This is a genomic window from Amycolatopsis sp. 3B14 (genome assembly GCF_050958625.1).
Lineage (GTDB): Bacteria > Actinomycetota > Actinomycetes > Mycobacteriales > Pseudonocardiaceae > Amycolatopsis_E > Amycolatopsis_E thermoflava.
Genome location: NZ_JBHZEN010000006.1, coordinates 161,744 through 173,445, shown reverse-complemented (window position 1 = coordinate 173,445; position 11,702 = coordinate 161,744). Strand labels below are relative to the sequence as shown.

Below are 11,702 nucleotides of genomic sequence, written 5' to 3'. Positions count from 1 at the left end.
CTGGACAGGGCCTGTCTTTGGCGCTCGGTGGCAGCCAGGCGACGGGGAGGACGCGAGCGAGGCCCACCCTGGTGGGTTGCCCCTACAGACCTTGGTGGTCGCCTTTACTGCGGGCCTAGCCCCAGCCGAGTTCGTGCAGGCGGCTGTCGTCGATGCCGAAGTGGTGTGCGATTTCGTGCACCACCGTGATCAGCACCTCCTCCACCACCTGCTCCTCCGAATCGCACATGGCCAGGATCGGGGTGCGGTAGATCGAGATCCGGTCGGGCAGCACGCCGCCGTAGTCGCTCGTTCGTTCGGTCAGCGCGACGCCGTGGTAGAGGCCGAGGATGTCCGGCGCCTCGTCGTTGTGGTCCTCCACCAGCACGACCACGTTGTCCATCGCGCCGGCCAGTTCCTCCGGCACCTCGTCCAGCGCGTCGGCCACCAGTTCCTCGAACCGGGCCTTCGACATCTCCACGGGCACGGGCCACTACCTGCCCGGGGTCGTGGGCGGAGCCGGCGTCCCGGCCTTGCGGATGCTGCCCGTCACCGGGGCGAGGCCGCTGTTGTCCGGCAGCTTGGCGCCGACCTTGCAGTTCACCAGCGTCGAACCGGCGTCCCAGCTCTCCTGCTCCCGGATGTCCCACGTCAGGATCAGCTTCTGCGCCGCCAGGTCGACCTCGCCCGCGTAGTCCTGGACCGCCCGGTTGCACTCGGTGTCCAGCCAGATTTTCTGGTCGTTCTGCGACGGGTAGCCGTCCGGGAACTTCGTCTTCAGGTCCAGCGTGGCGACGATCTCGTAGGAGTGCGGCTGCGCGCAGTCGATCGGGTTGCCGACCGTCTTGTCGACCAGCGCCAGGCACGTGCCCGGCTCCCACACCGCCGACTGCGACTGGCCCGCCGCGTTGCCGATGATCGGCTCCAGCTTGCCGCCGGGCGCGGCCCACTGCAGCACGCACCGCATGTCGCGGTCGCCGTCGGCCCACTCGTCGTTTCCGGGGCGCAGCGCGCTCACCGTGAACCGGCCGAACGGGTCGAGCTGCTCGTTCAGGTACGTCTCCACCCCGGCCGTGCAGCGTTCCAACGCGATGTCCCGCCACTGGTCGACCGTCGGCGCGGGCGCGTTCGGCGGGTACTTGTCGCCGATGTTGACCACGCCGGTCACCTCGTACAGGTGCGGCTGGGTGCACGGCACGACGTGGATGTCCGACACGTCCGGCATGGTCCAGGTGACACAACTGCCGGGCGGCGCGGTGAACGCGGCCTTCGCCTCGGGGGACTCCTCCACCTTGCCGCCGCCGCTGACGGCGCCTCCCCACGAGAACGTGACGCTCAGCGACAACGCCAGGATGGCGCCCAAAAACACACCCGCCATCACCAGGCGGGTACGCAGCGTGGTCTTCTCCACTCCATCTCCGAGCATCGCGTCCCATAATGCCTGCGTCAGCGGGACGGGACACCCCGCGGGTGGTTAGGGTGAGCGCGATGACAGACGACGGTGCGCCGGGCGGCCAGCAGCCCCCGGGAGAACAGCCCCCGCGCGGCTCGATGCGGTTCCAGGACCCGTCGACGGCCAAACGACGGGAGCCCACGCTGGCCGAGCAGCGCGCTCGGCGGCAGGCGCTGGAAGACCAGGCCCGCCAGGAGGCCGCCGCGGAGCAGGCACGCGCCCAGGCGGAGCAGAAGGCCGCCACCCGGCGGAAGGTGCTGATCGGCAGCGGGGTCACGGTCGGCCTCGTCGCCGTCGTGGCGACCTGGTACCTCGCGGGCACCGGGGAGACGGTCAACGCGGTCTGCACCGACGGCAACGGCACCGTCCAGCCGGACGAGTACTGCGACGACAACTACGCCGCCAGCCAGGGCGGGTACTACAACTCGGCCACCGGGTTCTGGATCATCCCGCTGGCGAACGGCGGGTACAGCCAGTACCGCTACAACTACGGCGGCACCGGCACGGTCGGCCAGCCCGTGTCCGGCGGCACCTACACCAAGCCGTCCGGCAACACCACGGTCAAGACCCAGTCGGGCAAGACCGTGCAGCGCGGCGGCTTCGGCATCAGCGGCAAGTCCAGCGGCGGCGACGGGAAGAGCGGGGGATCCTAGGGTGCGGAGGGGGACCGCCCAGCCGCGGCGGGACTGGCAGCGCATCGTCGAAGAGCAGGGCCTCGTGTTCGGCACGCCCGCCCGCTACGGATCGGGTCAGGAGCGGCCGTACTGGGACGAGTCGGTGCACTACGTCCTGGAGATGGACGAGGTGCTCAGCCTCGAAGCCGACGTCGAGCTGCTGCATTCGATGTGCCTGGAGGCCGTCGACAACGTCGTGCTGACCGAGCGCTACCGCGAGTTCGGCATCCCGGAGTGGGTGTGGCCGCACATCGCCGAGTCGTGGAAGCGCCGCGACCCGCACGTCTACGGCCGCTTCGACCTGCGCTACGACGGCAACGGCCCGGCGAAGCTGCTGGAGTACAACGCCGACACGCCGACGTCGCTGCTGGAGGCGTCGGTGCTGCAGTGGCACTGGAAGACCGAGGTCTTCCCGGACGACGACCAGTGGAACTCGGTGCACGAGCGGCTCGTCGAGCGCTGGCAGGAGATCCGCGGCCAGCTGCCCACCAACGAGCTGTACTTCACCTGGTCCAGCGCCGACCCGACGGGCGAGGACCACATCACCACCTCCTACCTGCAGGAGACCGCGGCCGAGGCCGGCCTGGACACCGTCGGGCTGGCGATCGAGGAGATCGGCTGGGACCCGGTGCTCAAGCGGTTCGTCGACCTCGAAGAGGCGCCGATGAACACCGTGGTCAAGCTGTACCCGTGGGAGTGGGTGGTCGAGGAGGAGTTCGGCCGCTACGCCGCCGAATCGCTGCCGCGCACCCTGTGGATCGAGCCGCTGTGGAAGATGCTGCTCTCCAACAAGACGCTGCTGGCGATCCTGTGGGAGAACTACCCGGGCCACCCGAACCTGCTGCCCGCGTTCGTCGACCAGCCCGGCGTCCTCACCGAGTACGTGCGCAAGCCGAAACTGGGCCGCGAGGGCGCCAACGTGCAGATCGTCGCGCCCGGCTACGAGACCGAGACCGGCGGCGTCTACGGCGCCGAGGGGTACGTCTACCAGGCGTTCGACCCGCTGCCCGAGTTCGACGGGTTCCGCCCGGCGCTGGGCGCGTGGATCGTCGGCGACTCGTCAGCCGGCCTGGGCATCCGGGAGACGGCGGGCCTCGTCACCGACGACGGCGCCGCGTTCGTCCCACACCGCATCCCGCAATCGTGATAAACCACCCGCGATCATCCACACCACCTAACTGGGAGAATCCGTGACCTACACCCTCGCGCTGGCCGAGACGTTCGGTTCCGACCTCGTGCGCGGGATCGGTGCGATCCTGCTGTACGGCGTCATCGGTCTGCTGCTGATGTTGGTCGGGTTCTACGCGATCGACTGGACCACCCCCGGCAAGCTGTCCGACCTGGTGCGCCGCGGCCTGCCGAACGCGGTGATCGTCACGGCCTCCGGGATGCTGTCGATGGCGTTCATCGTGGTCGTCGCGATCTTCAACTCGGCCAGCGACCTCACCGAGGGCCTGATCACCTCGCTGGTTTACGGCCTGCTCGGCATCATCGTGCAGGTCCTGGCGGTGCGGCTGCTGGAGTGGTCGACGCGGATCGACGTGCGCGGCACCATCGAGAGCGAGGTGTTCGCGCCGGCCAGCATCGTCGTCGCCGCCGCGCACCTGGCGCTGGGTCTCGTCGTCGCGGTCTCGATCAGCTGACCCGTAGCCCCTAGGGTGGGTGTGTGCGCCTGCTGAGGACTCCCGAAGACCGGTTCACCGACCTTCCCGACTTCGACTACCCGCCGCTCTACTGCGACCTGGAGAGCGAGCACGACGGCATCGTCCGGATCTCCTACGTGGAGGCAGGCCCGTTCGACGGCCCCGTCGTGCTGCTCCTGCACGGCGAGCCGAGCTGGTCCTTCCTCTACCGCAAGGTGCTGCCGGTCCTGGCCGACGCCGGGATCAGAGCGATCGCGCCCGACCTGATCGGCTTCGGCCGCTCCGACAAGCCCGTCGACGTCGCCGACCACACCTACGCCCGGCACGTCGAGTGGATCCGCTCGTTCGCGTTCGACGCGCTCGACCTGCGTGACGTCACGCTGGTCGGGCAGGACTGGGGCGGCCTGATCGGGCTGCGCGTCGTCGCCGAGAACCCGGAACGGTTCGCGCGCGTGGTGGCGGCCAACACCGTCCTGCCGACCGGTGACCAGTCCATGCCGGACGAGTGGCTCGCCTTCCGCAACGCCGTGCAGAAGGCGCCGGTGCTCGACATCGGACGGTTCGTGCAGTCCGGCTGTCGCACCAAGCTCACCGAAGAAGTGCGCGCCGCCTACGACGCCCCGTTCCCCAACGAGATGTACAAGGCAGGCCCGCGCGCCATGCCCGGGCTGGTCCCGACCACTCCGGACGATCCGGCGAGCGAGGCGAACCGCCGCGCCTGGGCGGTGCTGTCCGAACTGGACATCCCGTTCCTCTGCGCCTTCGGTGACAGCGACCCGATCACCGGCCCGGCGGCCCCCGTCCTGCAGCGCGCCATGAAGGGCGCGGCAGGCCAGGACCACCGGACCCTGGAGAACGCGGGCCACTTCCTGCAGGAGGACCAGGGCGAGGAGCTGGGCCGCATCATCGCCCGGTTCGTCACCGGCTGACAGCCGCGGACGCCACGGTGGCGCCACCACCGTGGCGTCCCCGCGTCAGCGGTTGCGGCGCTGCTTGGTGTCGTCCTCCATCTCGACGCGTTCCTTGCGCACCTGGCCGGACACGGTCTCCTCGTCGCGCACGGTTTCCTTGGCCAGCCGCACCTTTTCGACCGGCACGGTCTCCTTCTCGACCTTCGGGCGCTCCTCGTGCAGGGTGATTTCCTGCTCCTCGTCGGAGATCCGCGCGTTGCCCCGCTCGCCGTCGGTGATCGGCTCGCGCTCCAGCCGCACCTCCTCGTGCGTCACCGGCACCTTGACCTGCTGCTCCTCGGTGACGGTGTACTTGCGCAGCTTCACCCGGCCGGTCTCGACGCGCTCGGTGCCGACGTTCAGCCGTTCCTCCGAGCGGGTCATCGACTCGCCGGTGGTGCCGCGCTTGCCGGGCTGCGGCGTGGTGCGGCCGCCCCGGTTCTCCTGGCTGGCCCGCGGCGCCGGCATGTCGTAGAACCGGTACAGCTCGGCGGATTCCTGTTCGGACAAGTGCCGGTCGCCGTCGGTCTGCGGCGCCTCGGACACCTTCTCCTTGGTCACCTGCACGTGCAGGCCGTCACGGTCCATCGTGGCGCCCTTGAGCGGCACGAAACTTTCCTTGTGCCCGAACATCCCGGTGCGGACCGTGACCCACTCCGGCTGCTGGGTGTCGTCGGCGACATAGACCGTGCCGACCTTCCCGATCTTGCGGCCGTGGGTGTCCACCACCGCGTTCTCCATGAGCTCCTCGGGACGCATGGTGCCAGTCATTGCTCACTCCTTCCCCGTTTCCGTTCCGCCATGGGTGTAGACGGATCGGTGGGGGTGCGAAACTGACACCATCGGGGATCACTCACGTGAGCGTCCCCCAGCCTCCGCGAAGGTTGTCCAAGTTGGACAGGCGACCGGTTACGCGGTGCTGCCGTCCGGGTTGATGACCGCGAACCCGGTGTAGGGCACCAGCGCCTCGGGGATCCGGATCGAGCCGTCGGCCTGCTGGTTGTTCTCCAGCACCGCCACCAGCGTCCGCCCGATCGGCAGGCCGGACGCGTTCAGCGTGGCGATCTGCGCCCGCTTGCCGTCCTTGCCCTTGCCGCGGATGTTCGCCCGGCGCGCCTGGAACGTGCCGGTGTCCGACGCGCTGGAGATCTCCCGGTAGGTGCCCTGGCTGGGCAGCCACACCTCGACGTCGAAGGTGATCTGCGCGGAGAACCCGGTGTCGCCCGCCGCGAGCTTGATGACCCGGTACGGCAGCCCGAGCTTGCGCAGCGGCGCCTCGGCGTGCGACAGGATCTCGTCCAGCGCCTCGCGCGAGCGCTCCTCCTCGACGAACTGCACCAGCTCGACCTTGGAGAACTCGTGCTGCCGGATCAGGCCGCGGGTGTCCTTGCCGTACGAGCCGGCCTCCGAGCGGAAGCACGGCGTGTGCGCGGTGTAGCGCAGCGGCAGGTCCTCCAGCTGCAGGATCTCGCCCGCGTGCAGGTTGACCAGCGGCACTTCGGCGGTCGGGATGAGGAACAGCTCCCGGTCCGCCACCCCGGTGCGGAACAGGTCCTCCTCGAACTTCGGCAGCTGGCCGGTGCCGGTCATGGTCTGCCGGGTGACCAGCGCGGGCAGGCTGAACTCGGTGTAGCCGTGCTCGCCCGTGTGCACGTCGAGGAAGAACTGCGCCAGCGCGCGCTGCAGCCGCGACCCGGCGCCCTTGAACACCGCGAACCGCGGGCCGGACAGCTTGGTCGCGCGGCCCAGGTCGAGGATCCCGGCGCGCTCGCCGAGGTCGACGTGGTCGAGCGGCTCGAAGTCGAACTCCGGCGGCGTGCCGACGCGGCGCACCTCCTCGGCGAACTCTTCGGTGGCGCCGTCCGGGATCTCGTCGAGCGGGATGTTCGGGATGCCGAGCAGGAACTCGTGCAGCTCCGCCTCGACCTCCCGCTGCTCCTCCTCGAGCCGGGTGATCCGGTTCTTCAGCTCGCGGGCCCGCTCGCGCAGCTCGGTGACGTCCTCACCGCGCTTGGCGGCGGCGCCGACTTCGGCCGCGGCCTTCTTCGACTCGGCCCGCGCCTGGTCGCCCTCGCTGATGACGGAGGACCGCCTGCTCACCAGCTTGCTCAGGTGGTCGGTGTCGAGCACGTACCCGCGACGGCGCAGCTTGGCGGCCGCGTCCACCTCGGGGTCGAGCAGCTGGCGGGGGTCGTGCATCAGTACTCCTGGTGCGAGCCGGTACGGATGCGCTCCAGCGTAACGAGCCCGACCAGCGGGTTTCGCGCTACCCGGTCGCCAGCCCGAACTCCCGCCGCGCGGGCGCGCCCAGGTCCCAGTCGAGTGGCACGCCGGCGGCGCGCAGGGCCGACCACATGGTCACCTGGTTGGCGGTGAGCACGGGGATGCCCAGGCGCCGCCGCAGCGGCTCGATCACGTCGTAGGTGGGGACGTTGGTGCAGCTCACGAACAACGCGTCGGCGCCGGTGGTGTCCAGCTCGGCGACCGCGGCCAGCACGTGCGCGTAGGTCATCTTCCAGATGTCGCCGAGCATGCCGAGCCCGACGCTCGCGGTCGTGGTGATGCCGTACTCGGCGAGGAACGACACCAGCCGGTCGGTGACTGCGTCCACGTACGGCGTGACCACCGCGACCCGGCGCACGCCGAGCGACTCCAGCGCGCTGACCATCGCGCCGGAGGTGGTGACCGCGCGTGGCGCCCCGGCATCGAGCATCGCCGCGACCAGGGCGGCCTCGCCTGCCGCGCCGCCGATGAAGCTGCCGGACGTGCACGAGTAGGCGACCACCTCGGGTTCGGGGACGAGCAGGTCGCGGGTGGCGCGGCGGGCGCCGTGCGGGTCGGCCAGCGCCTCGGCGAGCTGCACGGTGACCGGCTCGGGCAGGTAGGGCAGGCGCGTCGTGTGCAGGCACGCGTGGTCCGGCACCCAGCGCCACAGCTCCCGGTCGAGGGCGAAGTCGAACGGCGCGACCACACCGATCCCGGTCTGGACCGGCAGGGTGATCTCGAACGGATCAGCTGTCATCGCGGCGTCTCCCTCTCCCGGCAGCGCCAGCCAGGCTAGGTTCGGCGTGGGACAACCGATCACGCCGCGAGTTACCGAGCGGTTAAACCTGGTCCGGGGAGGCATTCAGTGAGGTGGCGGATCGCCGCGGTGGTGGCAGCGGCCGGCCTGGTCAGCGCGTGCACGACCACGGTCAGCGGGACACCGCAGCCCGCGCCGGGGCGGATCACGGTGGCGCCGGTCAGCTCGACCGACCCGTGCACGCTGCTCACCACCGACGAGGCCGCCGAGCTGGGGCTCGGCCCGGGCACGCCGAAGCCGGCCCAGCCCTCCTACCGGGTGCCGCCGGGCTGCGAATGGCGCTCACTCGACCCGGACGCCAGCCTCGACGACTCGCTGCAGGCCTACTACGGCACCGACCAGACGATGGAGGAGTACTTCGCCGCGCAGCCGCTCGGGGAGAAGCAGATCGGCGGCATCACGTGGCAGCACTACAGCTCCATCATGGGCGACTGGCTGTGCAACCTGGCCGTCAAGCTCGGTGAGATGGAGTTCGTGGTGCTCAGCGGGCAGAACCTGCTGGACCCGAGCAAGTCGTGCGTGGTGGCCGAACGCGCGGCGCCGATCGTGGCCGCGCACCTGCCGCAGCGTTAGGGCGAGCAGGGGCCGAGGGTCTGGACCTCGGAGCCGGGGAACAGCTGCTCCAGATCGGGTGCCACCTGCTCGGGCGCGGTGTCCGGCCGGGTCATCAGGACCACGGCCGCGGGCAGGGCCTCCGGCCGGGACCTGTTCAGCAGGTCCGGCTGGTCGGCGAAGAGCCGCTTGAACTCCGCCCAGGCCTCCAGCCGGGTCTGGGTGTGGACGCTCGCGAACCGGGCGTCACCGCGCAGCCGGTCCGCGGCCGCGGACATCGCCGGGTCCGGGTCGGCGCCGTTGAAGTAGACGGTGATCTGGTGTTCGCACTTGTCGCGCGCTTCCGCGGCCTGCCGGTCCGCGGGCGAGTCGCCCGCCCACAGGAGCGCACCGCCCCCGAGGCCGGCGCCGACGACGAGCACGAGCGAGAGGACGAACACCCACACCGGGATGCTCCTGGTCCGCCGCGGTACGGCCGCGGCGACTGGTCTGTCGGTCACGTGATCACCTTGGCACGAGCTACCCGCCTACCGGCCCCGAACGCGCAAACTCCGCACACCAGCGGTTGCGGGCGCTGGATTGTCCGGTGCGTCAGCCGACCTGGTCGGCCACGTGCTTGGCGATCTCCAGCGCGCTCGTCGCCGCGGGGGAGGGGGCGTTCAGCACGTGCACCTGGTGCGGCGCGGTCTCGATGAGGAAGTCGTCCACCAGCGAGCCGTCCGGGCGCAGCGCCTGGGCCCGCACGCCGGAGCCGTGGCGGACGATGTCGTCCGGGCCGACCGCGGGCACCAGCCGCGCCAGGCTGGCCGCGAACCGGCGCTTCGACAGCGACCGCCGCACCTCCTCCAGCCCGGTCGGGTAGGCCCACTTCCGCGCGAGCCGCCACGAGCCGGGGAAGCGGGCGACGTCGGCGAGGTCCGCGGGCGACACGTCGCGCCAGCGGTAGCCCTCCCGCCGCAGCGCGAGCACCGCGTTCGGCCCGGCGTGGACGCTGCCGTCGAGCATCCGGGTCAGGTGCACGCCGAGGAACGGCAGCGCGGGGTCGGGCACCGGGTAGATGAGCCCACGCACCAGGTGCCGCCGCTCCGGCCGGAGCTCGTAGTACTCGCCGCGGAACGGGACGATCCGTGCGCTCGGCCGCAGCCCGGCGAGCTCGGCGATCCGGTCGGACTGCAGGCCGGCGCAGTTGACCAGCGCGTCGGCCCGCAGCACCTCGTCGCCGGTGGCGATCTCCACGCCGCCGGACCGACCTGGCCGGATGCCGCGCGCCGCGGTGCTCAGCCGCAGGTCGGCGCCGTGCTCGGTGAGCAGCCGGACCAGCGCGGTGCAGACGCGGGGGAAGTCGATGATGCCCGTCGACTCGACCCGCAACGCCCGCACACACGACACTTCGGGCTCGTACTCGCGGGCCTCCGCGGCGCTGATCAGCTTCGCCGGGACGCCGTTCGCCTCGGCCCGCTGCGCGAGCACACCCAGCGCGGGCAGTTCGGCCTCGCTGGTCGCGACGACGAGCTTGCCGCACACCTCGACGGGCACCCCGTGCTCGCGGGCGAAGTCCACAATGGACCGGTTGCCCGCGACGGACATCCGCGCCTTCGCCGATCCCGGCTTGTAGTACAGCCCGGCGTGCACGACGTTGGAGTTGTGGCCGGTCTGGTGCGCCGCCCACCGGTCCTCCTTCTCCAGCACGGTCACCGCCGACCCGCGCCGGGTCAGCTCCCACGCGGTCGCGAGCCCGATGATTCCGCCACCGATGACGACAACCCGGTTCACCACGGTGACAGCGTATACGCCGGCGACCGGGGTGCTGGGCCACTCGGGTGACGGGAGTCAGGCCATGGCGGCCAGGTGCTGCCGGAAGTCGAAGCCCGGGGTCAGCAGCTCGCGGTCCAGCGACCCGCCCGCGGTGAACAGCTTGCGCGCCGCCATGTGGTCGGGTGTCCGGTTCACCGACTCGACGCACACGAGCCGCCCCGCGCGGAAGCAGAACACCGAGAACGAGCCCGCTTCCGGGTCGCCGTGCACGACCGCCTCGTCGTGGTCCGTGCCGAGTCCCGCGATCTGCAGTCGCGCGTCGAACTGGTTGCTCCAGAACCACGGCACCGACGCGTACGGCTCCGCGACGCCGGTCAGCCGCGCGGCCAGGCAGCGGGCGTGGTCCACCGCGTTCTGCACCGACTCCAGCCGCAGCGGGCCGCCCGCGTGCCGGCTCGGGTAGACCGCGCAGTCGCCGACCGCGGAGACGCACGGGTCCGATGTGGACATCTGCTCGTCGACCACGATGCCGTTGTCCACCGCCAGTCCGGCGTCGGCGGCCAGCTCCGTGTTGGGCACCACGCCGATGCCGACGACCACCAGGTCGGCGGGCAGCACCGAGCCGTCCGCCAGCTCGACCCCGGTCACCTCGTGGCCGCCGTGCAGGGCGACCACCGACGCGCCGAACAGCACCCGCGTGCCCCGCCGCTCGTGAAGCTCCCGGTAGTGCGCCGACACCGCGGGCGACACGGCCCGGCGCATCAGCCGGTCCGACGCCTCCAGCACGGTGACCGACAGCCCGAGCTCGGCCACCGACGCGGCGAACTCGAGGCCGATGAACCCGCCCCCGATCACCACCACGTTCCGCGCCCCGCCGATCCGCTCGCGCAGCGCGTCGGCGTCCGTGCGGGTGCGCAGGCCCAGCACGCCGTCGAGTTTCGCGCCCGGCACCGGCAGTTCGCGGTTGCGGGTCCCGGTGGCGAGCACGAGGTGCCCGTACTCCAGTTCACGCTCGTCGGCGAGTGCGACGCGGCGGCGGTCCCGGTCGATCCCGACCGCCCGCCCGCACACCAGCTCGATGCCGTGCTTGTCGTAGAACGCCTGCGGTCGCAGCGCGAGACGCTCGCCCGGCAGGGCGCCCGAGAGGTAGGCCTTCGACAACGGCGGGCGCTGGTAGGGCACGCCCGGCTCGTCCCCGACGAGCACCACCCGGCCCTGGTGCCCCTTCTCGCGGAGCGAGGCGGCGACCTGGAAACCCGCCTGCCCCGCGCCCACGATCACGACGTCGGTCACTGTTCCTCCGGCACGGTCACGGTCAGGCTGTCGAGTTCCTCGGTGACCTCGATCTGGCAGGACAGCCTGCTGTTCTCGGCGCGGGGACACGCGGTGTTGTCGAGCATCGCGTCCTCGTCCGCCTGCGGCAGCGGCAGTTTCTCGATCTGGCCGGGGTCGACGTACACGTGGCAGGTCGCGCAGATGGCGTTCCCGCCGCACTCGGCGACGATCCCGCCGACCCCGGCTTCGATCGCGGCCTCCATGACCGACATGCCTGCCGGCACGTCGAACGACTCGGCCGAGCCGTCCTGCTGAACATAAGTGATCTTGGGCATGACG

14 protein-coding genes are annotated in these 11,702 nt (G+C 71.1%); 5 read left to right on the top strand and 9 right to left on the bottom strand.

Annotated elements, in window-relative coordinates; all coding sequences use genetic code 11:
• Positions 1-115 precede the first annotated feature (115 nt).
• Together ACCP09_RS04570 and ACCP09_RS04565 are read right to left on the bottom strand one after the other, a co-directional pair.
• Complete coding sequence (locus tag ACCP09_RS04570) at positions 116-466, bottom strand: metallopeptidase family protein (protein WP_020416417.1); 351 nt, start codon at positions 464-466, stop codon at positions 116-118.
• Positions 467-472: 6 nt separating this feature from the next.
• Entirely contained in the window at positions 473-1,405 is a 933-nt protein-coding gene (locus ACCP09_RS04565) for a septum formation family protein (protein ID WP_378334520.1), read from the bottom strand.
• Positions 1,406-1,530: 125 nt separating this feature from the next.
• On the opposite strand from ACCP09_RS04565, the gene ACCP09_RS04560 reads away from it, so the two are divergent.
• From ACCP09_RS04560 to ACCP09_RS04545, 4 genes are read left to right on the top strand one after another with little or no spacing between them, the layout of a single operon-like run.
• The gene (locus tag ACCP09_RS04560) at positions 1,531-2,085 is read left to right on the top strand and encodes a hypothetical protein (RefSeq protein WP_433743346.1); all 555 of its coding nucleotides are present in this window, start codon (positions 1,531-1,533) and stop codon (positions 2,083-2,085) included.
• A 1-nt stretch (position 2,086) separates the two neighbouring features.
• Positions 2,087-3,253 (top strand): glutathionylspermidine synthase family protein, encoded by a 1,167-nt coding sequence (locus ACCP09_RS04555; protein ID WP_378334521.1) that lies wholly within the window; start codon positions 2,087-2,089, stop codon positions 3,251-3,253.
• 43 nt (positions 3,254-3,296) lie between these two features.
• Positions 3,297-3,749: a DUF350 domain-containing protein gene (locus tag ACCP09_RS04550; RefSeq protein WP_123684260.1), complete on the top strand. Its 453-nt coding sequence runs from the start codon at positions 3,297-3,299 to the stop codon at positions 3,747-3,749.
• Positions 3,750-3,772: 23 nt separating this feature from the next.
• The gene (locus ACCP09_RS04545) at positions 3,773-4,678 is read left to right on the top strand and encodes a haloalkane dehalogenase (protein WP_433743339.1); all 906 of its coding nucleotides are present in this window, start codon (positions 3,773-3,775) and stop codon (positions 4,676-4,678) included.
• A 45-nt stretch (positions 4,679-4,723) separates the two neighbouring features.
• Here the strand turns inward: ACCP09_RS04545 and ACCP09_RS04540 are convergent, their stop codons facing one another.
• The 3 genes from ACCP09_RS04540 to ACCP09_RS04530 all read right to left on the bottom strand — a co-directional run bounded on the left by ACCP09_RS04540 (position 4,724) and on the right by ACCP09_RS04530 (position 7,721).
• On the bottom strand, positions 4,724-5,470 hold the full coding sequence (locus ACCP09_RS04540) for a DUF2382 domain-containing protein (protein WP_027933021.1): 747 nt from the start codon (positions 5,468-5,470) through the stop codon (positions 4,724-4,726).
• A 138-nt stretch (positions 5,471-5,608) separates the two neighbouring features.
• Positions 5,609-6,898: a serine--tRNA ligase gene (serS, locus tag ACCP09_RS04535; RefSeq protein WP_017986171.1), complete on the bottom strand. Its 1,290-nt coding sequence runs from the start codon at positions 6,896-6,898 to the stop codon at positions 5,609-5,611.
• A 67-nt stretch (positions 6,899-6,965) separates the two neighbouring features.
• Complete coding sequence (locus ACCP09_RS04530) at positions 6,966-7,721, bottom strand: maleate cis-trans isomerase family protein (RefSeq protein WP_433743337.1); 756 nt, start codon at positions 7,719-7,721, stop codon at positions 6,966-6,968.
• A gap of 108 nt (positions 7,722-7,829) precedes the next feature.
• Between ACCP09_RS04530 and ACCP09_RS04525 the strand changes: the two genes are divergently transcribed.
• Positions 7,830-8,354 carry a DUF3558 family protein gene (locus ACCP09_RS04525; protein WP_017986173.1) on the top strand — a complete coding sequence of 175 codons (525 nt, stop codon included), beginning with the start codon at positions 7,830-7,832 and terminating at the stop codon, positions 8,352-8,354.
• Here ACCP09_RS04525 and ACCP09_RS04520 read toward each other — a convergent pair.
• From ACCP09_RS04520 to ACCP09_RS04505, 4 genes are all read right to left on the bottom strand, one after another.
• Positions 8,351-8,833, bottom strand: coding sequence for a permease-like cell division protein FtsX (locus ACCP09_RS04520; RefSeq protein ID WP_431906477.1), 483 nt, complete (start codon positions 8,831-8,833; stop codon positions 8,351-8,353). The two genes, ACCP09_RS04525 and ACCP09_RS04520, sit on opposite strands and share 4 nt — an antisense overlap.
• A gap of 91 nt (positions 8,834-8,924) precedes the next feature.
• Positions 8,925-10,106 (bottom strand): L-2-hydroxyglutarate oxidase, encoded by a 1,182-nt coding sequence (lhgO, locus tag ACCP09_RS04515; RefSeq protein WP_378334589.1) that lies wholly within the window; start codon positions 10,104-10,106, stop codon positions 8,925-8,927.
• Between the two features lie 57 nt (positions 10,107-10,163).
• On the bottom strand, positions 10,164-11,381 hold the full coding sequence (locus ACCP09_RS04510; protein ID WP_433743334.1) for an NAD(P)/FAD-dependent oxidoreductase: 1,218 nt from the start codon (positions 11,379-11,381) through the stop codon (positions 10,164-10,166).
• On the bottom strand, positions 11,378-11,698 hold the full coding sequence (locus tag ACCP09_RS04505) for a 2Fe-2S iron-sulfur cluster-binding protein (protein ID WP_027933015.1): 321 nt from the start codon (positions 11,696-11,698) through the stop codon (positions 11,378-11,380). Before ACCP09_RS04505 ends, ACCP09_RS04510 begins: the two co-directional genes overlap by 4 nt.
• Positions 11,699-11,702: the final 4 nt, after the last annotated feature.